This is a genomic window from Rhodothermaceae bacterium, assembly GCA_009838195.1.
Classification (GTDB): Bacteria; Bacteroidota; Rhodothermia; order Rhodothermales; family Bin80; genus Bin80.
This window is the reverse complement of sequence record VXSC01000032.1, coordinates 75,353-99,393: the sequence shown is the minus strand read 5'-3', so window position 1 is coordinate 99,393 and position 24,041 is coordinate 75,353. Positions and strand designations below refer to the sequence as shown.

At 49.2% G+C, this 24,041-nt stretch carries 21 protein-coding genes; 13 read left to right on the top strand and 8 right to left on the bottom strand.

Translation table 11 applies throughout. The annotated features are described in order from the left end of the window. Window positions 1-4: 4 nt before the first annotated feature. Window positions 5-1,765 carry a hypothetical protein gene (locus F4Y64_07500; GenBank protein MXX97446.1) on the bottom strand — a complete coding sequence of 587 codons (1,761 nt, stop codon included), beginning with the start codon at window positions 1,763-1,765 and terminating at the stop codon, window positions 5-7. 125 nt (window positions 1,766-1,890) lie between these two features. On the opposite strand from F4Y64_07500, the gene F4Y64_07495 reads away from it, so the two are divergent. From F4Y64_07495 to F4Y64_07485, 3 genes are all read left to right on the top strand, one after another. Beyond that, window positions 1,891-2,691: an MOSC domain-containing protein gene (locus F4Y64_07495; protein MXX97445.1), complete on the top strand. Its 801-nt coding sequence runs from the start codon at window positions 1,891-1,893 to the stop codon at window positions 2,689-2,691. Between the two features lie 130 nt (window positions 2,692-2,821). Next, window positions 2,822-3,322, top strand: a complete 501-nt coding sequence (locus F4Y64_07490) for an HNH endonuclease (GenBank protein ID MXX97444.1) — start codon at window positions 2,822-2,824, stop codon at window positions 3,320-3,322. Window positions 3,323-3,337: 15 nt separating this feature from the next. Continuing rightward, the gene (locus tag F4Y64_07485; protein ID MXX97443.1) at window positions 3,338-3,778 is read left to right on the top strand and encodes a DUF3592 domain-containing protein; all 441 of its coding nucleotides are present in this window, start codon (window positions 3,338-3,340) and stop codon (window positions 3,776-3,778) included. Between the two features lie 9 nt (window positions 3,779-3,787). Here F4Y64_07485 and msrP read toward each other — a convergent pair whose 3' ends face one another. Beyond that, entirely contained in the window at window positions 3,788-4,816 is a 1,029-nt protein-coding gene (msrP, locus tag F4Y64_07480) for a protein-methionine-sulfoxide reductase catalytic subunit MsrP (GenBank protein MXX97442.1), read from the bottom strand. 57 nt (window positions 4,817-4,873) lie between these two features. On the opposite strand from msrP, the gene F4Y64_07475 reads away from it, so the two are divergent. After that, window positions 4,874-5,578 (top strand): class I SAM-dependent methyltransferase, encoded by a 705-nt coding sequence (locus F4Y64_07475; GenBank protein ID MXX97441.1) that lies wholly within the window; start codon window positions 4,874-4,876, stop codon window positions 5,576-5,578. Window positions 5,579-5,675: 97 nt separating this feature from the next. Here the strand turns inward: F4Y64_07475 and F4Y64_07470 are convergent, their stop codons facing one another. The 3 genes from F4Y64_07470 to gap form a co-directional block, all read right to left on the bottom strand. Beyond that, window positions 5,676-6,962: a Gfo/Idh/MocA family oxidoreductase gene (locus tag F4Y64_07470; GenBank protein MXX97440.1), complete on the bottom strand. Its 1,287-nt coding sequence runs from the start codon at window positions 6,960-6,962 to the stop codon at window positions 5,676-5,678. 172 nt (window positions 6,963-7,134) lie between these two features. Further along, entirely contained in the window at window positions 7,135-8,337 is a 1,203-nt protein-coding gene (locus F4Y64_07465) for a phosphoglycerate kinase (GenBank protein MXX97439.1), read from the bottom strand. Between the two features lie 17 nt (window positions 8,338-8,354). Beyond that, window positions 8,355-9,365 (bottom strand): type I glyceraldehyde-3-phosphate dehydrogenase, encoded by a 1,011-nt coding sequence (gene gap, locus F4Y64_07460; GenBank protein MXX97438.1) that lies wholly within the window; start codon window positions 9,363-9,365, stop codon window positions 8,355-8,357. A gap of 316 nt (window positions 9,366-9,681) precedes the next feature. Here gap and F4Y64_07455 point away from each other — a divergent pair, with 316 nt between their 5' ends. From F4Y64_07455 to nadA, 5 genes are all read left to right on the top strand, one after another. Beyond that, entirely contained in the window at window positions 9,682-10,383 is a 702-nt protein-coding gene (locus F4Y64_07455; protein MXX97437.1) for a tetratricopeptide repeat protein, read from the top strand. A 6-nt stretch (window positions 10,384-10,389) separates the two neighbouring features. Beyond that, the gene (locus F4Y64_07450; GenBank protein ID MXX97436.1) at window positions 10,390-11,775 is read left to right on the top strand and encodes a sigma-54-dependent Fis family transcriptional regulator; all 1,386 of its coding nucleotides are present in this window, start codon (window positions 10,390-10,392) and stop codon (window positions 11,773-11,775) included. Then, window positions 11,768-13,018 (top strand): hypothetical protein, encoded by a 1,251-nt coding sequence (locus F4Y64_07445; protein ID MXX97435.1) that lies wholly within the window; start codon window positions 11,768-11,770, stop codon window positions 13,016-13,018. Before F4Y64_07450 ends, F4Y64_07445 begins: the two co-directional genes overlap by 8 nt. After that, window positions 13,018-13,698, top strand: a complete 681-nt coding sequence (locus F4Y64_07440) for an ABC transporter ATP-binding protein (protein ID MXX97434.1) — start codon at window positions 13,018-13,020, stop codon at window positions 13,696-13,698. Before F4Y64_07445 ends, F4Y64_07440 begins: the two co-directional genes overlap by 1 nt. A gap of 122 nt (window positions 13,699-13,820) precedes the next feature. After that, the gene (nadA, locus tag F4Y64_07435; protein ID MXX97433.1) at window positions 13,821-14,825 is read left to right on the top strand and encodes a quinolinate synthase NadA; all 1,005 of its coding nucleotides are present in this window, start codon (window positions 13,821-13,823) and stop codon (window positions 14,823-14,825) included. Window positions 14,826-14,876: 51 nt separating this feature from the next. Here the strand turns inward: nadA and F4Y64_07430 are convergent, their stop codons facing one another. From F4Y64_07430 to F4Y64_07420, 3 genes are all read right to left on the bottom strand, one after another. Beyond that, a complete protein-coding gene (locus F4Y64_07430; GenBank protein MXX97432.1) occupies window positions 14,877-15,272 on the bottom strand; it encodes a VOC family protein in 396 nt (131 codons plus the stop codon). Further along, on the bottom strand, window positions 15,269-15,592 hold the full coding sequence (locus F4Y64_07425) for a helix-turn-helix transcriptional regulator (GenBank protein MXX97431.1): 324 nt from the start codon (window positions 15,590-15,592) through the stop codon (window positions 15,269-15,271). Before F4Y64_07425 ends, F4Y64_07430 begins: the two co-directional genes overlap by 4 nt. Window positions 15,593-15,832: 240 nt before the next feature. Beyond that, entirely contained in the window at window positions 15,833-17,113 is a 1,281-nt protein-coding gene (locus tag F4Y64_07420; GenBank protein MXX97430.1) for a hypothetical protein, read from the bottom strand. A 56-nt stretch (window positions 17,114-17,169) separates the two neighbouring features. On the opposite strand from F4Y64_07420, the gene F4Y64_07415 reads away from it, so the two are divergent. The 4 genes from F4Y64_07415 to porV all read left to right on the top strand — a co-directional run bounded on the left by F4Y64_07415 (window position 17,170) and on the right by porV (window position 24,040). Further along, window positions 17,170-17,814, top strand: a complete 645-nt coding sequence (locus F4Y64_07415) for an ATP-dependent protease (protein ID MXX97429.1) — start codon at window positions 17,170-17,172, stop codon at window positions 17,812-17,814. A gap of 5 nt (window positions 17,815-17,819) precedes the next feature. Further along, complete coding sequence (locus tag F4Y64_07410; protein ID MXX97428.1) at window positions 17,820-18,671, top strand: MBL fold metallo-hydrolase; 852 nt, start codon at window positions 17,820-17,822, stop codon at window positions 18,669-18,671. A gap of 151 nt (window positions 18,672-18,822) precedes the next feature. After that, window positions 18,823-22,812, top strand: a complete 3,990-nt coding sequence (gene porU, locus F4Y64_07405) for a type IX secretion system sortase PorU (GenBank protein MXX97427.1) — start codon at window positions 18,823-18,825, stop codon at window positions 22,810-22,812. A 40-nt stretch (window positions 22,813-22,852) separates the two neighbouring features. Beyond that, entirely contained in the window at window positions 22,853-24,040 is a 1,188-nt protein-coding gene (gene porV, locus F4Y64_07400; GenBank protein MXX97426.1) for a type IX secretion system outer membrane channel protein PorV, read from the top strand. Window position 24,041: the final 1 nt, after the last annotated feature.

Here is a 24,041-nt window from a genome sequence, read left to right as displayed (position 1 = left end):
CCCATTAGACTGCAATCTCGTTAGGGATTGCAGTTGACTTGTGTACTTCCAGAACGATGATCTCGGTCCCATGATAACGCTCATGGCGTACAGAGGTGGTCAGGTGTTTCAGCATTCGGAGGGATATATCTCTTTCAAGATTTACGGAGGAGATATCGGATCCCATAAGTGCAATTCGATCCTGAAGATTTTCGGTAGAATCTGCAGCGACAAATTCTAAAGTCGCCCGATCTGATTCCCCTTTGATCATCAGTTGAAGGACCCCATCTTTTATGTCTGGGTCGGTTTGGCTACATAAGATCAGGAGTGCTTCCTCAACTGCCCCCTCAACGCGAATTGTGAAACCGGATGACCAGGAATGGCTTTTGGAAAATTTGCGAATGAAGGCTTGCAGTTCGGGAAGTGCATCAACGCTCAGGCTCGTTTGAATACGTTTCCGGGCCTTGAAAGTCAGTTCGGACAGAATTGTCAGTAAAATGGCAATGAGTCCACCGCTCACCATTCCATTTTCGAATGCCCCAGCAGCCAAGCCGTCAAAAAATTCTGGAAAAATGGCGCGATTTTGAAGCCCAGATCCAATCCAGAATGAGATCCCGCAAATCAACCCACTTCGATAGTTAATTCCGTCCTGAATCACAATCTTCATCCCCAGCACAAAGAGCATCGCAATCAAAACGGTCACGAACGCACCCACTACGGGCGCGGGGATTGCAAGAATTGCGGCAAGGAATTTGGGATTCACCGACAGAAAAATGAAGATGATCCCAATCGCAACTCCGCAAGCCTTGGAAGCAACGCCGGTCAGTTCAACCACTGAGACGGAGCTGGAGTAAGTTGTGTTGGGAATCGTTGCCGTGACTCCCGAGAGAAAGTTGCCGATCCCGTCAGCCATGAGTGCTCCCTGTACCGTACGAAAATCCGATGCGCGAGGGTTTCGCCAAGAGACCCGCTGGATTGCGATCGAATCTCCGACCGTCTCAATGGCCCCGATCATGGTAACAAAAATAAAGGCGGGGAGGAAAGCCCAGAAGATGGGGCTAAACGTTAGGTCCATACCCGGCCACCCTGCTATGGAGGGAATTCCAATCCATTCGGCATCTTGAATAGATTGGACATCATAAAGGCCATAAAAACCGGAGACAATAGTTCCAGCGAGAACGCCAATCATTGGTGCCCATAGCCGAAGGATCCCCCTTGCCTTGATTGCGAGGAGGACCATGATGATCAGCGCAGTACCTACACTAACGGCTGCTCCTGACAAGGAGGTTCCTTCCGGAATCTGACTCATCATTTCGAACAAGATGGGCATGACGGTCACAGCGATAAGCATAATGACTGTGCCCGTCACCGTGGGAGTCAGGACTCGCCTGAACTTGGAAAGCTTGGTGGCAAAGAGAAGTTGAAGGAGTGAGGAAACGATCACCAAGGCCGCCATAGTGGCTGGACCACTTTCATTTAACGCCCCAATACAAATTCCAATAAACGCTCCTGACGTTCCCATGAGCAGGACATAGCCGGCGCCAATTCTGAATTTCCCTAAAGCCTGGAGGATGGTGGAAATTCCGCTGACCACTACTGCAGCAAAAACGGCCCAAGCTAGGTACTCGTCACTTCCGCCTCCAGCACGAATCACAACGGCTGGGGTCAGCACGATACCGGCAATACTTAGGAGTGCCATTTGAAAACCCAGGCCAATGGTAAGAGGCAGTGGCGGGGTTTCATTCGGTTCATATCGAATATCTGTAGACGGTACGGTAGTTTCCATGTTCAATAAAATTCAAGAATTTCTGCAAGTTAGCGATTTTTGTTTGTTTTGCAGGACTTTTGCATTTTTATTTTGGGAATGTCAAGTAGATTGAATCGTTCTATGAACCGATTCGACACATTATCATGATTCTCGAGGAGTTGTATATATATCCAATCAAGTCTACACATCGCGTCACACAGATACGCGCAGAAGTAAAACCCTGGGGGCTTGCTGGAGATCGGCGCTGGATGATCGTTGATGATGAGGCTAATTTTCTTACCCAGAGAACAATTCCGCACATGTCATTGATTCAGGCTGTACCTCAGCCTGGGGAAAAGGTCATGCTATCTGCATTCGGACAGGAGAGCATATTCGTAGACGTTCCTGGAGAAACGGCCCCGATCCTTCAGGTCTCAATATGGCGGGATTCCGTTATTGCGCGGGTAGCTTCCGATCAGGTTAATGTGTGGCTGAGTACTTTTCTCGAGCGCACAGTTCGCCTGGTACACATGTATGACACCAATTCACGATTGGCAGATCCTGCCTATGCCAAGCCAGGGACTACAGTCTCCTTCGTTGACGGGTATCCTTTGCTCTGTACCACAAAGGCCTCTCTTCTAGCCTTAAACAGGAAGTTATCCACCCCTATTCCGATGGGGCGGTTCAGACCGAATGTGGTTGTCTCTGGAGATCGTCCATTTGGTGAAGACACCTGGAAGCGGATCCGAATTGGGGACATCGTTTTTTCCGTTGTGAAGCCTTGCACGCGATGTGCCATCACAACGGTGGATCAGGACACGGCTTTACGGGGCAAGGAACCGCTGCGTACATTGAGCAGTTTTCGAAAAAGGGATGGGAAGGTGTACTTCGGAGAAAATTTGGTTCCAGAAAGCACAGGTGTCATACAGAGGGGAGACTGTGTAGAGGTACTGGAATTCGATTGAGAAATATTTTATGTTTGGAGCAATCCGGCGCTTACCTGATTTAACTGCGCCAAGTTACCCCTAAGATCTTCGCTACTCAAGTATTCCAAGTCTGTAGCATGTGCGTTTCAGCACCCAATCCGCAGGTCGGATGAAGGCGCATGTGCTTGTACTAAATCATGACTACAGTGCTCTGACGGTCTGTACGGTGCGTCGAGCGGTGGTGCTTGTTCACTTGAACAAAGCGGACCTTGTTGAGAGTGTGCCAGACTATTTCCTTCGATCCCCTTCGATCAAACTGCCCTGTCCGAGTATTGTACGGCTCCGGGGATATGTACGTGTCCCGTATCGGAATATCATGTTATCTCGCAAAAATGTAATTCGCAGAGATGGTCACAGATGCCAGTATTGTAATCGACGTGACTCACTAACGGTGGATCATGTTTTACCCAGATCTCGAGGCGGGAAAGATCATTGGACCAACTTGGTCGCTGCGTGCATTGCCTGTAATAACCGGAAAGGAGACCGAACTCCTGAAGAGGCAAATATGCCTCTCTACCGGAAACCGTTTCGACCCAGCCATGTCATGTTTATTCGTGACTATGTCGGCTATATTGAAGAGACGTGGAAGCCATACTTATTCCTAAGCTGAGGAATTGGGATCCTGATGGTAAGAGTAATCGCGAGGATTTTTTGGGGAATCCCATTCATACTGGTCTGTTTGGCCGTGAATCAGGGCCTAGTTGCTGTACAGTTAAGAGAGACATGGAATCAAGGTGTACCTGCAATCGCAAAAGTGAAGGAGTTTGATGTGACAAATCGCGCAGACGTAACCTATGGGTACATCAACCTTCAGGTAACCTTACCCGATGGCCAAACGATTGATCGCCAAAGAATGTCACTCCCTCAATCTCTTTGGTCTCGCGTGAAGGGGCAGGACTCACTCCGTGTGCATGTGCGACCGGGAGCGTCGCAGGAAATTGTGATTGATCGCTTGATGCCGGCTCACTGGCTCATCGCAGCGTCTCAGATGGGTATCAGCCTGATAGGGGCAATCCTCTCAGGGGTGCTGGCTTATTTTTGGAATCGGTCGCTTCGCCGCGGGTAGAATTGAGGGTTATCGAATAATTGGGCCGGCAGGAGAGCGCGGTTCATCGGGATATAAATCCCCAACCCATTCATCGTATCCATTGAATAACTGCGTGCGGATTCGTCTTTCTACATCTTCGCTCGGCAGAAAGCGTTCTGACGCCTGACTCCAGCGAGGGTGGGGAATATTGGGATTGACATTGGAGAGAAATCCATACTCCCTAGGCTGCAATTCATTCCAGAAAGTACCAGGTTGCTTGCGCGTAAACTCAATATGAGTAATGGCTTTAGGGCCCTTGTAGCCATATTTCCAAGGCAGGACTAGTCGAAGAGGTGAACCGTTCTGCTTCGGAAGAGGCTCCCCATACATGCCAACCGCGACAAAGGCCAACTCATTCATCGCCTCGTCCATCCGTAACGCTTCAAAGTATGGCCAGGGGTACCAGGTAGCTTTCTTTTGTCCGGGCAGCTGATCTGGACGATCGACACATGTGAATTTAACGTGCGTTGCCGATGACCTCGGGTTACACTTATTGATCAGACTGGAAAGCGGGAATCCTGTCCAGGGGATTGTCATGGACCAAGCCTCCACGCATCTAAAGCGATAGACACGTTCTTCAAGAGGCATGGATTTGATCAACTGTGTCAGATCCCAAGTCTGTCTCTTTTCAACCTGCCCTCGTACCTGTAATGTCCACGGGAAGGGTATATAGTCATCCACCAGTGGCCACACATTCTTCAGATCTCCCTGATTAATGAATTCATAGAAATTATTGTAAGATGAAGCAACGAGGCGTTCGGTCACTTCCCTCTCGGGAACGGCGTAGGATTCATTCCTTTGCGCGGGAAATCCGTCACGTGGCGCATTGTCTGGGATTTTATCCAAAGGACCGTCAACCATATTCCGGCTTTGTGCCGAACATCCTCCAAAAGCGGCAAACCCTATTGCACCTAGCCCGAGAGATTGAACAAACTTGCGTCGATTCGTATATGCTGCCCTTGTTGTGCAGGTGCTTTCCTTTAGCGCCCAATCTGGTGAGAGAATAATGTTTGCCATTTTTCAGAAAATTTAGCTGGCTTCAAACTAAGCTTAAACCATTCACAGGGAAGATAAGTGAAAGATCCGAAAGCATTTAATTTTGATGGAGATTATGGCGAGGAGTACAAAGAACTCGCCAGTCGGGTGATCCCAGGCTATGATGAACTTTTCGTTGCCACCTTAGCGCTTCTCCAAGAGCGGTTAGGTTCAAAGGCCCAGATACTGATTGTAGGATGTGGTACTGGTCGGGAAATTGAAGTGTTCGCTCCATCGGTAAGTGGATGGGAATTTGACTGCGTAGATCCGTCCCGGTCTATGGTTGAATATTCACAGCAGGTCGCCGAGCATTTAGGGGTATCCTCACGTGTGCGGTTTCACAACGTATATACCCACGAACTTGAGATCGGCCATCAATTTGATGCGGCGACTGCCATAAATGTAATGCATTTTCTATCGGATGATGGATCCAAGGATGCGTTCATGCAGAGTATTGCACAGCGTGTTAAGCCTGGCGGAACCGTCATCCTTTTCGATTTACATGGAGATCAATCCGAACCTTATTTCGAGTTGTTCTATGATGCATGGATACGATACATGGATCTTAGAGGGTATACTGGCAAGAAAAAGGAGCGTCTTCTCAAAAGGCTTGAAGCCGGTATTGCTTATGTTGGCCCAGATCGAATCCGGCAGATCTGTCATAATGCCGGCCTGCGGCTAATCCGACCCTACTGGAGTGGACTTCTCTACACTGCGTGGCTCCTTGAACGCGTGGATTCCTGAGCTAGGGGAGGCAGTTGCAACAGAGCTTATCGGTTGAGCGTACTGGAAGGGAAGAATTCCGGTTTCGACCCTGATGGGGGCATCGTTCGCGGTAAGATCAAATCTCTGGATAGGTCCATGGCTCTCGGTACGGTCGGCGCATGAGTGCCTGCGCCGCAGGATCCCCAATGATAGTATCCTGGACGTGATTCCAGTGGATTGCACGTTTGACTTTGAGGGCAATCATCGCCGCGAGACACATGTTGGTTGCCCGGTATCCATATTCAATGTCACATGCTGGTGTACTTGAAGATTCGATAGAACGGATGAGGTCATCCCATAGGGCGCGAATATTTTGACTGTCTGGCTGATCCAAGACTGCTTCTTCGTGAACAGTCGAATCGCGGGAATTGCTGGGATAAAAGGTCCAACCATCCAGCCACCCGAGGTGCAGAATACCCTTGGTTCCATAAAAATAGCAGCCGATATTGGATTTTTCCGAGCTATTTGCACCGTAGAGACGATGCTCCCAAGTCGCGGTGTATTTCTCAAAGGCAAACGTAGCAACCTGAGTATCTGGTGCATCGCTTGAATCTTCACGGATATGCCTTCCCCCGGTAGAGGTAATCGTATGAGGGAAGGGCTCTTCATCCATGAACCAGAGGATTTGATCAAGCCAATGGATTCCCCAGTCGCCCAATTGTCCATTTGCAAAATCCAGGTATTGCCGGAAGCCACGCGGGTGAATGGAACGATTAAAGGGTCGGTAGGGCGCTGGGCCAATCCAGCGATCCCAGTCTAGGCCTTCTGGAATTGCAGTGTCGGGTACGGTCTCTCCTCGGTTGCCACCGTAATGTACGAAGGCGCGAACCATGCCAACTCTGCCGACCCTGCCGGCCTTGTAAAAATTACGAGCGGATAAATTATGGGACGAGACGCGGCGATGAGTACCAACTTGTACAATCCGGTCCTGTAGTCGAGCCGCTCTCAGGATTGCCTTCCCCTCGTCAATTGTATGACTGACTGGTTTTTCGAGGTAGACATGAGCCCCGGCATTTATGGCAGTGATGGCAGGAAGTGCGTGCCAGTGATCCGGTGTGGCAATAATCGCGATATCACAGTTCTGCTCCATAAACAACGCCTCGTGGTCCCGATAGACTGCGGGGCGTGATCCTGTCATTTGCGCAATCTCATCCGCCGCTTGTTGGAGATGTGTGTCATCCACATCGCAGAGTGCAACCGGATCTGTAGTGCCCGAGGCAATGGCGGTGCGGAGGATGTTCATTCCCCACCAGCCGGAACCAATTAGTCCAACCCGATATCGTTGAATGCGTGGAGGTGTACGTATAAACGGGCCAACAGCAGAAACTAGGGCAGCCTTTCGGACGAATTCACGACGATCCATTATTACACCTCCTTGTCTTACTCCGGGACACCAGAAATATACAGACTATATTTATTGGGATCAGAATTCAGAGGCAGATCCATCAGAAAGATAGGAAGAGGGATTATATCCTACCCGCGACTTACAAGACCAGCGGTTTTTGGATCAAAATTCCAGCAAAACCCGCAAGAACTTAGGCTTGATCGGTCAGCGCATCTAGGCCAGGAAGGGATTTTCCTTCAAGGAATTGCAGCATGGCACCGCCGCCGGTAGATACATGCGTCACTTCTGTATGCAGATGTAACTGTTTGATAGCGGCCACGGAATCCCCTCCGCCGATAATCGTTACTGCGCCATTGCGGGTCGCTGAAGCCATCGCTTGTGCCATGGCTTTGGTTCCAGACGCAAACGACGGCACCTCAAACACCCCCATGGGGCCATTCCAGATGCAGGTGTTGGCATTCTGGACTTTCTGGGTGTAAGTATGAACGGTTTCCGGACCAATATCTAGCCCCATAAATCCATCTTCAATGCTTCCTGACACGGTTTTCGATTCCTCCGATGCATCCAGGGCAGTACTGACAATGTGATCGCTGGGAAGAAGGAGTTTTCCTTGAGCTCTGTCCAGCATCGCCAGGGCATCACTCAGACGATCTTCTTCTACGAGGGAGCTACCGATGGGTATTCCCTTTGCTTTTAGGAACGTATACGCCATCGCCCCGCCGATCAGGATATGGTCCACAATCTCCAGTAGATTCGTGATTACTCCAATCTTATCAGATACCTTTGCTCCTCCTAAAAGGGCAACCGTAGGTGGAGTAGGGGCCTTTAGGGCATGCCCCAATTGCACCAATTCTTTTTCCAGCAAATGTCCGGCAGCAGCCAGAGAGAGGTGACTCGCGACCCCAACATTTGAGGCGTGCGCCCTGTGGGCGGTTCCAAAGGCATCATTTACGAAGAGATCTCCGAGTTTTGCCAGCTCTGCCGCAAAGTCTGGATCATTTTTCGTTTCTCCGGGGAAATAGCGGGTGTTTTCAAGCAGGATTACGCTACCGTTCGGCATGTTGCGAACGGTTTTCTGCACGACGGGTCCAATTGTTTCGCTCGAAAATCGTGGAGTCGTACCCAAGAGCTCGCTCAAACAATCGGCAACCGGTGCCAGACTGTATTGTGGATCAGGCTGCCCTTTCGGGCGTCCCAAATGGCTTAAGAGTACGGCTTTCCCGCCTGCCTGCGTGATTGTTTGGATGGTAGGCAAAGCAGCGCGGATACGCGTGTCGTCAACTACTTCATAGCAACTGGTCTTCTCAGATAATTGCAGAGGTACATTGAAGTCCACGCGTACCAGTACACACTTTCCGGGCAGATCTAAATCTTTGAGGGTTAATTTCGGCATCAGTGGTGATGCTGACCTCAGCCAGCTTTTTTCATCAATAAGGCGGCAATGTCGACGACCCGATTGGCATATCCCCATTCATTATCGTACCAGCCCAAGACCTTGACCGTATTGCCCTGAACCATTGTTGCCAGGCTGTCAAAAATCACAGAGTGAGGATTGTGAACGATGTCAATGGATACAATGGGGTCCGTGCAGAACTCCATGACTTCTTGCAGGGCTCCATTGGCCGCGGCATGAAATGCAGCATTGACCTCTTCTTTGCTCGGGGAAGCATTGACCTGGACGGTAAGGTCAGTCAGAGAGCCACTTGGGATCGGAACTCTGAGTGCCATTCCATCAAGTTTTCCCTGCATATGAGGGAGGACCAAGCCCACGGCTTTTGCGGCACCGGTGGTCGTTGGTACAATGGAATAGGCAGCAGCCCGTGCACGTCTTAGATCGCCATGCGGAGCATCCAGTAATTTCTGGCCGCCTGTATAAGCATGCACGGTTGTCATCAAACCACCCTGAATTCCAAAGGCATCGTCGACCACCTTAATCATTGGGGCGATACAGTTGGTCGTACAACTGGCATTAGAGATGATTTCTTCTTGTCCCGTTAGGATATGGTCATTCACTCCGAGCACGACCGTTGCATCGACTTGATCCTTGGCGGGGGCAGAAATAACGACTTTTTTGGCACCAGCTCCAATATGCTTTGCAGCTGTGTCGCGACTCCGAAAAAATCCGGTTGATTCGATGACAATATCACAGTCGAGGTCAGACCAGGGCAAATTCGCAGGATCGCGTTCACTGAGGACGGGGATTTTGTGGTTGCCAATAGACAGACTATTTCCGTCTATGGAGACGTTTCCCGGCCATTTGCCGTGAACTGAATCATATTTGAATAGGTGTGCAAGTGTGGCTGCATCCGTCAAATCGTTTACCGCAACGACATCAAATGCCGTAATGTTGCGCTCTAAGATCGAACGAAGCGCGAGACGGCCAATACGACCGAAGCCATTGATTGCAAGTTTATAAGCCATTCTTAGGTTAATTAAGTTGTTTTTGAATAGGACAAAGTTGAGCAAGAAAACCCACGGATCTATTCTTCCAAGTTTCGATAGATCAGCTGAAGGTTTTCAGATTGAGCATTTTTCACAAAAGACGGTAAAACGAACAAGTACAAAAAATGATTACATGGGCTGGCTTCCAGGCTTGTTCTGCATGTTAGAACGAACCCAGTCAGAATCGTAGAAGGTTTGATCATCCGAAATTGGATGAGGATTAGATGGTATCTCAATTACATGAAGATTTTGCAAGGAGATACTTCCTTGAGTCACTCAAACGTAGAATTGTAGAATGGCAAAAATGAAAGCTCCGAAAGGAGTGACAGGACAAAGAGGCAGTCAACGGGCTGAATCAAGCAAAAGCTGGTACACTCCCATATTGGCGGCCTATTATGGAAACCGGAATGTCTTTACTGGCATCGCTATTGGTGTTATTGCGGTTATCGCGGGAATATTTGGATTTAATTACATCCAGGGTGAGCGGAATACGCAGGCTCAGGAACGCCTGGGAGCCATTATTCTTGAGTACGAAAGGGGAGAATATCAGGTGGCTTTGGATGGTAGTGGCGAAACGCTAGGGCTTCTGGATATTATTGATCGCTATGGAAGTAGCCCTGCCGGGAATACTGCCAGATTTTATGCAGGCAACGCCCTTTTTGAATTAGAAGAGTACGAGCAGGCCTTGGAGCAGTTTGAAAATTTCAACGCGAGTGACGATTTTCTCGGAGCCAGTGCAACGGCCGGCCGTGCCGCAATTCATGAGATGCAGGGGGATTATTCACTTGCAGCAGACCTCTTCAAACGTGCCGCTGAGATGGACGATAATCAAGTGCAGAGCCCGTATTATCTGCGCTCAGCCGCGCGGGCTTATGTGGAATCCGGCGAATTGGATACCGCAGAAGAGATAATTCTTGAAGCGAAAGAGCGATACCCGGAAACAGATCTAGTCGATGAATTTGACTATATGTTAGGTCTTGTGCTGGCTCTTCAGTAAATAGGAATGTCTGCATCCCGTGTGCTGGTTGTCGATGACGAGGTAAGTATTCGAAGGACACTTCGGGAGATCCTGGAGTACGAAGACCTTGTGGTTGAAGAAGCAACGGATGGCGAAGAAGCGTTAAATAAGCTCAGAAAATCCACATTTGATGTGGTTCTTCTGGACATTAAAATGCCAAAGCAGGATGGGTTGCAGGTTCTGGCTACATGTGTGGAGACATGGCCGGAGTTACCTGTAATTATGATCAGTGGTCATGCAGATATCAAGACCGCTGTAGAAGCCACGCAATCTGGGGCGTTCCATTTCATCGAAAAGCCGCCAGACCTACAACATCTTTTGGTTACCGTTCGTTCTGCGGTTGAGCGAGGAAAGCTGGTGATTGAGAATCGGCGGTTGCGACAAGCCTTGAAGCAGCAACAGGGGAGTGTTCTTGTGCCTATGTTGGGTGATAGTCGGGCCATGCATGCGGTGAAAGAATTGATCGAACGTGTTGGTCCTACCGAGGCCCGGGTACTCATCACCGGGGAGCCTGGTACAGGAAAAGAATTGGCAGCGCGCTGGATCCATACTCAAAGTCTCCGCAGGGAAGGGCCAATGGTCGCAGTGAATTGCGCCGCAATCCCCTCAGAACTTATCGAAAGTGAGTTGTTTGGTCATGAAAAAGGCTCGTTTACAGGTGCGAACCGCCAGCGAATCGGAAAATTTGAACAAGCACACAGTGGCACACTATTTCTTGATGAGATTGGTGACATGAGCATGCCCGCTCAGGCAAAAGTTCTGAGGGTTCTGCAGGAAAACAAACTTACCAGGGTAGGTGGGGAGCGTACGATCAATGTAGATGTCCGTGTGGTTGCTGCGACGAACAAGGATCTACGCGTCGCTATTGACGAGGGGAAATTTCGGGAAGATTTATATCACAGACTGAGTGTGATCCTTCTGAATATGCCTCCAATTAGAGAGCGGACCGGGGATGTGTCGATGCTAATTGACCATTTCGCTTCCCGGCTGTCAAAACGAAATGGACTTCCACCTAAAATCTTTACCAGCGAGGCAATCAACAAACTCGCGTCGTTGTCATGGCGCGGGAATGTCCGGGAAGTCAGCAATGTGGTTGAACGTCTAATGATTCTGAGTGAAACGGATACCGTAACCCTGTCGGACGTGGAGAACTTGGTCGTGCCCGCATCTTCTGAGGAAGATCAGATTCATACAATGGCTAAGCATTATGGTAAACTTGCGGACTTCCGTGATCACACAGAACGTCTGTTCCTTCAGCAGAAGCTGGAGGAAAACAATTGGAATGTGAGCCAGACAGCAAAAAAAATTGGGATTCAACGCTCACATCTGCACACGAGAATAAAACATTACAATCTTGAACGGGATGCTTAAGGTTTATCTACTCACTGTGCTTGGATTCCTGATGTTGATTCCGGCTGAAGTTATGGGCCAGAACGGCGTTGGCGAGAGACTGAGTGTCTTTCTTGATTGTGATCGATGTGAAGAAACTCATATCCGTACAGAATTGGATTTTGTCAACTATGTTCGAGACCCCAATCAAGCCGACGTACATATCTTTGTAACCAGCAGTTTTACTGTGCTTAGTGGTCGGCAGTACGACTTGTCCTTCATCGGCCTTGGATCATTAGAGGGGTCAGAATTGAACCTAGTCCGAGTTTTTGACCAGGATACATCACGAGAAGAGAGGAGGGCAATTATCAATGAAGCTCTTCGACTGGGTTTGGCACCCTTTCTTGGTCAAGGGGCGAGTACAGATATTTTTTCACTTGCCTATGTAACGAGAGGGGAGTCTGAAGCGGAGGAATTATTAAGCCAGGATCCGTGGAGACACTGGGTCTTTAATCTGTATGGTGGAGATTTTGAATTAGATTTAGAATCTAATCGTACGGTGTTTGATTCGCGGTGGGGTTTTTTCGCCGATCATCGAAGTGAGGAGTGGAAGGCGCGAATTCGGCCATATTTCAATTATGATCTGGTACGGATTCAACGGGAGGGCAGAGCGGCGGTGCGTAGAAGTATCACCCGACATGGACTGGATAGCTATTTGATCCGCAGTCTGGGACCGCATTGGTCAACAGGAGTCTTTCTAGACTATGTGACTCGCGATGATCGAAATCTGAAGCATTGGGTTTATTTCGTTCCGGGGATCGAGTACAGTTTATTCCCATACGAGGTTGCAACACGTCGCGCCATTACATTTGTTTACCGAATTGGCATACAGTACGTAGATTATTTTGAGACAACGATTTTCGGCAAGACACAGGAATGGTTGCCCCGTCATGAGTTGGATGCTACGGTTGCAATTCGTCGCCCCTGGGGAGATATTTTCAGCGGACTGGAGGGCTCTCAATATCTACATGATCCATCAAAACGACGGGCGGAGTTTTTTGCGAATATTTCCGTACGTCTTTTTCAGGGATTTTCTCTGGAGCTTGAGGGAAGTTTTGAAATGATTCAGGATCAACTCTCTCTGCCAAGAGGAGAGCTGTTGCTGGAAGACATTCTCTTGCAGCAGCGTGAACTTGCTACTGACTATTATGTCAGTACCAGTATTGCCTTCACGTATACGTTTGGTTCAAAGTTTGCCAACGTAGTTAATACGCGATTTTTTTAATGTCGCCCCGCTTAATCGCAATAAATTTGCATAAAGGGTTCGAGACGGGCTCTGGGGGGAGACTAGAAGTGTTACAAGGAGTATCTCTGACGGTGAATGCTGGTGAAGTGGTTGCGGTCATTGGAGACAGCGGAACGGGCAAAACGACATTACTCCATTTGTTGGGTGCTCTGGACCGACCAGATCAAGGGACCATATCATATGGTGGACAGGATATTTTTCAACAGAATGATGATCTACTTAGCCGCTGGAGAAATCAGTCGGTTGGTTTCATCTTTCAATTCCACCATTTACTTCCCGAGTTCAGTGCGCTGGAGAACGTGGCAATGCCAGCACTGATTGGTGGCGAAGCACTGCAAAAGGCTCAGCAGAGGGCGACAATTCTTCTTGAGCAATTAGGGCTTCAGTCGCGTCTAAACCATCGTCCGTCAGAGCTTTCGGGCGGAGAGCAGCAGCGCGTAGCTGTTGCACGTGCATTAATGAATCAGCCAGCACTGGTTCTTGCGGACGAGCCCACCGGCAGTTTAGATACAAAAACCGCTGGTATGCTCCACGAAGAATTACTCAACCTGAGCCGGACTCATAACCAGGCTTTTGTGATCGCCACCCATAATCCTGCTCTGAGTGAATTGTGTGACCGTATCCTGGTATTGCAGGATGGCCGGCTCCACGAAAACTGAGCCCCAGTTGCTATTGTACGGATATGACTGATGGTTGAGTTGTATTTCGGCACAAAAATACACTTGGATCGTTAGCCAGAGTGGATACGCAGATGCAGGCGGTGTCATGTTAGCTTAGAATCATGCCTGTACCACAAGATATTCTGGATAGTCGATTGGAGCAGATCGGGTTCATTGATGACCCTGTGGATCAAGCTCTGGATCTCTATGAGGAGATTGAGGCCCTCAAGAAGGAGAAGAATGCTATCCTGCTTGCGCATTATTATCAGGAGCCTGCAATTCAGGATGTCGCTGATTTTATTGGAGATTCATTAGGTCTTTCCCGGCAGGCAGCGGCAACTTCGGCGGATATTATTGTGTTTGCTGGGGTTCATTTTATGGCCGAGACCGCAAAAATTCTAAGCCCTGAAAAGAAGGTTTTACTTCCAGATCTGAATGCGGGCTGCTCCTTGGCAGATACGTGTCCGGCGGATGAATTCCAAGTTTTTTGTGATCAGTACTCAGATCATCTGGTTATGTCCTACATCAACTGTTCCGCTGCAGTGAAGGCCAGAAGTGACATTATCTGCACATCGACCAATGCAGAGCACTTACTACGAATGATACCGGAATCTCAGCCGGTCATTTTTGCTCCTGACCGAAACCTGGGTCGCTGGCTTGAACGGAAGACAGGGCGCAAATTAAAAATCTGGGATGGGGTTTGCATTGTTCATGAGACCTTCAGTGAGCGGAAACTGCTTGCGTTGAAAATTGAATTTCCTGCAGCCAAGGTATTGGCCCATCCAGAATGCGAGGAGGCGGTCCTCCGGCATGCTGATTTTGTTGGTTCGACCAGCGCAATCCGCCGTTTTGCACGCGAGGATGAGGGAGATTCCTTTATCATCGCCACGGAAGAGGGAATTCTGCATCAGATGCGAAAAGATTCCCCCCACAAACATTTTATTCCCGCCCCCCCTGAAAGCGGATGTAACTGCAGCCAGTGTCCACATATGCGTCTGAACACGCTCGAGAAACTATACACCTGTATGCATTACGAATTGCCCGAAATTCGCATGGAAGAATCTATCCGCAAACGTGCGCTCAGACCAATTGAGCGTATGATTGAAATGAGTGAAGGTGTTTCGTAGTCCGCTATCTACAAACTCGTGAGAGGTCATTCGTGGTTAATCTCACGAGCGTCACGGTTGAGTCTTCTCCTCCATGATCTGGATCAGGTTGCCGCATGTATCGTCGAAGACTGCGATTATGACATTCCCTAGGTCGGTTGGCGGCTGCACGAATCGCACATCTTTCGCCACGAGACGGTCGTGCTCGGCTCTGACATCGTCGACCGCGAAGGCGGTGTAGGGGATCCCGTCCTCCACGAGCGCCTTCCTGAACGGGCCAACTGCGGGGTGTTCAGCAGGCTCAAGCACCAATTCGGTCCCCTCTGGAGCCTCCTCGGATACCACGGTGATCCATGCGTATTCTCCCAGGGGGATGTTGTGTTTGAGCCGAAAGCCAAGTGTTTCTGTGTAGAAACTAAGTGCCTTCTGTTGGTCGTCCACAAAGACGCCAGCTAGGTTGATTCTCATTTCTTGATGTTTTCGTCTGCTGAGTGTGAAGTGTCCTCGTCCGTTGAAATCGGCCATCGCTTCCTGATTGCCTTGAGTGGGGCGCCCACGAACCAGTGGAGCTTCGACCTCCCCACGCGTCTCGTGCGAATGAGCCCGACGGCTTCCAGGACATCTAGGTGTTGCGAGACCGCCTGTCGCGAGGAACTAATGCCGTGTTTCATGATCAGGCGTGCACAAAGCTCGAAAAGCGATTGACCCGACCGATTCACGAGCTCATCCAGGATGGCCCGCCTAGTTCGGTCAGCGATTGCGCGATAGATGTCCACATGACCCAATATAATATAATTCCTCAGAATATGCAAGCGTGAGCTTGCATATCAACTCCTGTGGGTCGATGAGCGCCGCGAAGTGCTCCTCACGCTGGAGTAGATCATGGTCGCTAAGAGCGAGAACATCGATTTCAGTGACGTACCGGAACTGGGCGAGGAATTCTTGGACTAGGCGGAAGTTGCAATAACCCCCACAATGTTGTGGATCCAAGGTTTTCGAAGATCACGAAGCTTTATACTTCATATTCCCTAAAGACTCACACGAATTCCCAAGGTCGGTTCAAAGCGTCTCTGAACCAAATAATGGGGTACAGGATCAATAGGTTCAAAGGTGTATCGGGCCTCTGTGCGAAGGAAGATTGATCCTCTAATACGGAGGACGGTGGCAAAAATGAGCGCGCTTTGTTCAGAAAAAGCCGTGAATACATCTGCGAATGTACGTTCTCCCAAGCGATCAACGCCAACCTCAAGATTAAAATAGTCACCCGCCTTCATGAATAGTCGGAAGTAAAGTTCGCTAAGCCGCTGGGCGCCATAATGCCGCCGCCAGCTATAGGCAATCCAGAATGTATCCCTGATCTGGAGCTCAAATTCTGTGAGTAGATCGTTGACGCCGCGAGCTTCCTGAAGAAGTAAACCTGCAAAATCTCCCGATGCGATTCTCTGTAAATCTGCTCCACTACGGATGATGCGATTCTGGGAGTTGTTCACACTAAACAGAGTTCCTATATAGCCCGGGATGAAATGGCGACTGTTGTAGAAAGCCCCGACTCTTATCCGAAAGCTTAATATATCCAGAAAACCCAAGCTTCTTACATCAGCACCAAATGCCAACCCATCCCCATATCGTGTATACCATGCGTAGCTGACATAGGGAGCAAAGGCGATACGCCCTGTCTCAAACAGTTCGCTCTGTAAATCGATACTCCATGCTGTCAAATTGGTAGGATGATGATTGGAATAGTTAATTCCCAATTCACTGGTATACGGGAGGTCAAGACTTGCTCTTGCACCAACCAAGTTGTTAAATAGTACGTCTGCCGTGAAACCACTGAATTCAAAGATCCCTCTAGTCCACGCCAGTTCAGCTCCAATAGTTCTTGCATCCCAGGAGACAGATGAACTAAAATGATTGACCACATGTCCGATCCCGTGGCGCATATCTCGAATCGGGCCGATACGGGCATAATGGTTATCTGCCTGAACGCGGGCAAACTGAATGAGACGCAAGAAATCATAGGCTTCGTCCCAGTCGGGGACATAACGTCCAAGAGGTCCCTGTCTCGCACTTCCACGCAGTCGCAGTGCAAAAGGGTAATTGGCTGCCTCCAAGTTCAGTAACGCAAGACCTCTCCACTGCGCACCAATTAGCGATACTCCACCCATAACATCAAGCTGTCTATGAGTCTGCCAGCGCTGCTCCACAAGCTTTTCTGACAGTTGGTTCATGCCTCCAAACCCACTTTGTGCTATACAATCCGCAAGCGAGATTGGTGCAATAAGAAGGCCAAGAAATAGAAGCCGATACATGATTCAGCAGATCATAGAAAGGAAACACACACGCGATACCCTCATACGAACTCACTATGAGCGCCGATATACCAAAAAAGCTGGGGCTTTTTCTTCTGGAAACCGTATTGTATCCAGGCGAGCGGAAAAATCTGCATATATTTGAGCCGCGCTACAAGGAGATGGTCGCCAGCTGCTTGGCTAAGGATGTGCCGTTTGTGATTGTACGTGGTAATGACAGACAGATAAGTGAAATTGGCTGTGTCGCTCATATTGAACATGTTCTCGCGCAATATGCTGATGGCCGAGTTGATATCCAAGCTGAAGGAATTCATCGAGTTCAAATTATCCGAATAGATAGAGCCAAGGCATATCAGCAGGGAGTTGTAGAGCAGTACAATGATACAACCGAAGTGGTATCTCTGATCAAAAAAGAGCAACTGATTGCACAGCATATTAAACTTTTGGAAATTGCTGGTCGAACGGTAGATCCTCAATACTACCAATCCGAGCATTCAGTCTCATGGCTAATCGGGCGAAATTGTGGATTGTCACTTGATCAACGTCAGGGCTTACTCGAAGTACAGTGCGAGAGCGAGCGGGTTCAGTTCTTAAGTGAATACCTTGCGGAGTTGATCCCCAAGGTTGTTGAAAAATGGGAAATCCGTCAGCGGGTAATGTCAAATGGACATTTCAAGGACTTCCCTCCCGAAAAAAGTTAGCGTTAATGTCACAGATTGGACCCTATACTCTGCACACGATTGAGTGCGGTCGCTTCAGACTTGATGGGGGCGCAATGTTTGGGATTATTCCACGCGTACTATGGGAGCGCCGGATCCCACCGGATGATCGCAATCGTATCCGGATGTCAATGAGATCGCTCCTTCTTGAAGGGGATGGACGCCTCGTTCTCATTGATAATGGTGCTGGTAACAAGTATGACCAGCGGTTTAGAGATATCTATGCATTGGAGGGATGCTTATTGGAAGCCTCTCTCAAAAAGGCAGGGTTTAGTGTTGATGATGTTACAGATGTCATTTTGACACATCTGCACTTTGATCACGCGGGTGGAAGTACAGATCGCAGGGGTTCCCGAATCGTCCCCAAATTCAAAAATGCCATCTATCATTTGCAGCAGCATCACCTAGAGGTAGCTAGAAACCCCAATATCCGTGAAAGAGCGTCTTTTTTCGTCCATAATTTTGAGCCGTTGGCTGCATCAGGACAGCTAAAAACACATCCTGGTGGAGGGAGTATTTTTCCAGGGATAGATCTTTTAGTGATGAATGGACACACGACCGCGCAGCAGTTGGTCAAGGTCAGTGGAAGGGAGGGTTCCCTTGTATTTTGTGCCGACCTTTTACCAACGGTTCATCATTTGCGAGGTCCCTGGGTTATGGCTTATGATGTTCAACCGCTGATCACGATGAAGGAAAAGGAGGTGTTTCTTCGCGAGGCACTGGAACATCAATGGCAACTATTTTTTGAGCACGATCTCGAAGTTACTGTCGCCAGCTTACATGAAACGGAGAAAGGCATTGCTACCTGCATGCCTAGATCGCTGGCGGAGATATTCTGATTTGAGGAACACTCAGAGGATGCGCGAGTAAACTTGGTCTCTCACCCAAGATTTTTTATTACCTGAAAAAAGCTACCCAGTGTATAGGTGCGACCTGCAGTCGTGCGAATCAATAGCTTAATTAAGTGCCTTTAGGCGTTTTTCTAGACTGGTGTATCGGGTAAAGATAATTGCCGTTTTATTCCTGTTAGTAACTGGGAACTCCATACCAGTTGCAGCACAGGATGCGTCTCTGCGCCTTATTGAATCTGAGCCGGGCCGCAGCCTTTATGAATTGAATGCGGAATGGGGAGATGCGGAGCCATCTGTAGGTGGGCTCTTAGAGATTTCGGAGGCGATGGATCTTCCCTCTCTGGTGCAGCCTTCGGTTCGCGTGCTGGGGGCAGAGTACGATGAATACCCGTTTGACCCGATTGAAGGGGTTGGCGGCGAGGCGGCGACAATTGTTGGATTGGGGCTTTCTCGAAAACGGCCGGTGGCTACCTTGCTCGCTCGGCTCGTGACATATGATTTGGCCTCAGAGCGATTGCGACGTTATAGACGAATGCGCATTGAGGTCACCTATCCTGTTTCGCAGGAACCAATTCGGCGCTATGACGCATCGGACAACCCACATCTTGACGTAAATCGGAGCGTTCTGGCGGATGGGGGATTTTTCAAGATTGCCATCTCCGAGACAGGAATGTATCGGATTGACCGTACGTTTCTTGAGTCCTTGCCAGGGCTGGGGGCTTCCGTGGGAAACATTGATCCAGATCAGATCCGAGTATTTGGGAATGGAGGGGCGCCGGTTCCTGCTCTAAACAGTGCACCCCGGATTGCAGATTTGGCGGAGAATCAGGTTTTTGTACAGGGGGGAGGAGATGGGAGTTTTGATGAAGGGGATGCGGTATGGTTCTACGGCAAAGGGCCAAGAGGGTGGTACAGCAAACAGTTGACGGACCCCAGGGGACGACCGATTTTGGACCAGAACGGAGAACTCATTCGGGAATGGACTCACTATGTACATCCGTTTGACTCCACCAATTATTACTTCTTGGATATTGGGACCGCTGAAAGTCAGGCCTACGTACAGGAGAACTATACGGACAGCCCCGTTATGGCCGTACTTTCAGAAGTAAATGGGCGCTTTTTTGTAGATCTGGATGAGTACCTGTGGGGGCGGGAAGGGGGGCATTCCGGTCATACTTGGGTGAGTGCACTTATACCAGGGGCAGGTCCAGGGCGTACCATACTTCAAGATAGCCAACTACCCGGATTGGGCAGTGGCATATTAAGATACCAGATTCGGGCAGCCATACAGAGCAACCCTGCGGCTAGTCTGCATTATAGAGATGAGAGCCGTATTCTCCACAGTGTCAATTACGGGCCAGTTGGCAACGTCGCAACCAATTCAATTGCCCGTTCAGGAATTACGGAGTTTGAGCAAACGGTGACGGCGAACCAGGCCATCACCCTGACGGCTGATCTTGAGGAACAGATAGGGGGGCCTCAGGCTGCTCTCGATTGGGTACGCATATTCTACCCAAAAGTATTACAGGCGGGAGAAGCCCCACTCCAATTCAATACCCCTCTGGCCGAAGTAGGAACCTTTACATTCGTCCTGCAAGGGTTCAATTCAACCCCGATTGTTCTTGATGTCACCGAACCCGGAGGCTATCACTGGCTGGGCGTTGAGCCGCAAGGGAGTACTTTCCTAGTCCAGGCAACTGCCATGTCTCCTGATCAACCCCGGGAGTTGATTGCGTTCACATCCGATCAGGTTCAATCGCTGAATGCGGTTGAAGTGTGTGGTTCCGCATGCAATGTGGCAGCTCAGAACCTTCATGGGATTCAGTCTTGGCCGGATTTTGTCATTGTTTCTCCAAGCCAGTTTTTCGATCAAGCAAGAGCGTTGGCGGATCGCCGTAGAGCAGAGGGAATGACTGTTGAGGTCGTTGATATCAATCAAATCTACAATGAGTTCTCGGGTGGTCAACAAGATATACGCGGGCTTAGAGATTACTTGAAATTCATTTATGACAGGAGTCCCGATGAGGAGCGGCTCCTTAAATATGTACTCCTGTTTGGCGACGGACATTTTGACTATCGAAATCTGGACGCATCGACAACATTTCCGAATCTGATTCCACCGTTCGAAACCGAGGAGTCATGGAATCCCCAAACGTCCTATACGACCGATGATTATTTCGGACTGTTAGACGATAATGAAGGGCTGTGGCCATATGTGCAGTATACATTCGACGGTGTGAATGCCCATCTGAATGAACGTGTTGATGTGGGGATCGGGCGCTTTACTGTACATACGGTGGATGAAGCCCAGTTAATGATCGACAAGATTATTCACTATGAGAATCCTGCGACCTACGGTCAATGGCGGAACCGCTATCTATTTTTGGCAGATGATGGCCCCACGGGAACGGCGGGACTTCAGAACGACCGTGATCTACATACACAAAATACTGATGTGGTTGCGGTTGCAGTAAAAAAGTTGGCTCCAGAGATCAACCAGCAGAAGATCTACGCGATCTCGTACAACCGGGAGTTCTTGAATACCTGGCGCATCCCCAAGGCGCGTCAAGATTTACTGTCTTCCATTGATGAAGGTACATTGGTGGTAAATTTCAGTGGACATGGGGGAGAGCGGGCACTCGCACAGGAAAATTTATTTACCGTTGAGGATTCTCGCAGTCTTCAGAATTATGATGCTCTCCCCGTATTCATTACGGCAACCTGTTCCTTTGGGAGATGGGATTTGGGAAATGAGCAAACAGGCGCAGAGGAATTGCTTCTAAATCCTGCGGGTGGTGCCATTGCGCTCTTGACTACAGTACGCACGGTGTATACATCGGGAACTGAAACGACGCTCAATGTAGGAATGAATGTAGCCCTCAACGAGGAACTCTTTCAGCGTGAACCGGATCATTTGCTTCCCCGCCTGGGAGATGCATTGCGACGAACCAAGAACAGACGGGTAGGATACGAGGGCAATAACCGTAAATTCAACCTTCTTGGCGACCCGACTCTGCGATTGGGGCTACCGGCTGATCATGCCACAATTACTCACATCAATGGAGAAGATCTCCATACTACGACGGGAAAAATGCGTGCTTTGGAGCGGATTGAACTAAAAGGTGAAGTCCGCAAGCCGGATGGTACAAGGGATACATCCTTTGACGGTACGGTGTCACTAATCGTGTTTGATGCATTGAGACAGGTGCTAATCCCGCGAGAACTGTTCTGGTATATGCCACAGCCATACTACGAGGTGCGGGAAGATCTCATTTGGCGAGGTAGGACAAGAGTCGTCAATGGTGAGTTCATGGCACGATTTGTGGTTCCTAAAGATATATCGTACGCAAATAAGCCTGGAAAAATCACGCTCTATGCACAGGGTGCCTCGGAGCATGTAAATGGCTATTCGGAACAATTTATTGTTGGTGGGACTTCAGACGATACAGCGCATGATGTGGAAGGACCCGAGATTGACCTATTTCTTGGTGATGAAACGTTTACTAGTGGAGGATTGGCACCTACCCAACCCCAACTTTTTGCGCGTATCTACGATGAAAGTGGAATCAACACCGTAGGAGCAGGGGTCGGTCACGAGATGTTGCTTGTTCTTGATGAGAATGAACTAGATGCAATCAATATTGGGAACCGTTATGAGAGTGACGAAGATTCTTTTCAGAGCGGATCTGTTTCTTATTCATTTGAGGAAGCACTTCCCCCAGGACCACACACGCTCAGTCTTCGGGCATGGGATGTGCTCAACAACTCAGGAGAGTCCACGTTGGACTTTGTTGTTACGGATACGGAAGAACTGGTGATCAGAAACGTATTTAATTACCCGAATCCAACGACCGGACCAACACGTTTTGTGTTTGAACACAACCAAGTGCCGGGTACGCCGGTTAAAGTACGCGTTCGGGTGTATACTCTTGCAGGAAGACCCATACGAACCTTGGAAACGGAAGAGTTGTTGCCTGCAGGACCAATGCAAATTTTATGGGATGGATTGGATAACGATTATGCAAGACTCTCTCCCGGCGTGTACTTATACAAGTTGAGAGCAGAGACGATGGGAGCTGAGGCGCGGCATGTTGCTGAGATCATTGAAAAATTAGCCGTCGTGCGCTAAAGACAGTCGACAGAACTTTTTCCTCACAAGATTTAACGGTATGAAAAGCCACACATTCAGATCTATTCATATTCTCACACTTTTGATTCTGGTTGCTGGTAGCAGCTTGGCTCAGAACGCCAGTGCCCAGACAGGGGCGGCAGCGGTCGTATTTCTCATGATCGAGCCCGATAGCAGGGCTGCCGGCATGGGGAATGCAGGTGTGGCGGTTGCAGACAATGCGAACGCTTTGTTCTGGAATCCTGCCGGATTGGCCGATCAGGTAGGTACCGAGGTTGCACTGACACACAGTAACTGGTTGCCCGAGCTCACCTCCGATCTCTTTTTCGAGTACCTGGTTGCGAAGCATCATATCAAAAACTGGGGGACCGTTGGTGCCCATGTCACTTTCCTCAATCTTGGGGAGCACGAACATCGAGATGAAATCAATACCCCGCTGGGGACATTTCGCTCGTATGATCTGTCTGTAGGGGTTTCGTATGGGTTCAAGGTAACCGAGAATCTTTCGCTTGGTACCGGTGTGCGTTGGATCAGATCGAATCTGGCCAGTGTCAGCGTTGGCGCACAGCAGTCACGTCCGGGTGTTTCCGTAGGAGTGGACATTGCTGCGTTGTACAAATTTCCAGAGTTCTATCTCGGTACCGTAGCTGGACAATATAATCTCGGGTTCAACCTTGCCAATATGGGGCCCAAGATTCAGTATTCGGACAGTGAACAGGCGGACCCGATTCCGACCCTGCTGCGCTTTGGGCAGGCCTTGACGCTGGAGTTTGATGCCTATAACAAGATCACGCTGGCGACGGATGCTTCAAAAATTCTTGTTCGGCAGCGAGTTTCTGAGGAATGTATTGACCCGTCCGATCCAGAAACCTGTATCCCAACCTTTTCCTCGGATCCATTTTATCGCGCAATTTTCTCTGCATGGACTCCCATTGAAATCCTGACGTCTGCTGTAAACAGTGAAGAGCAGGAGTTCCGTAGCTTATCGGTGATTGACCAACTGCTATTGTCGGTTGGCTTTGAATACTGGTATAATAACTTGTTCGCTGCCCGTGGCGGATATTTTTACGAAAATCCTTACAACGGAAACAGAGAGTTTCTGACTTTTGGGGCCGGGATCCGGTATAATATTGTCGGGGTTGATTTTTCGTACGTATATGCGATGAAGGAAAATCATCCGCTTTCGGATACCATGCGTTTCTCACTCCTTCTGAACTTTGCGCGTTAGC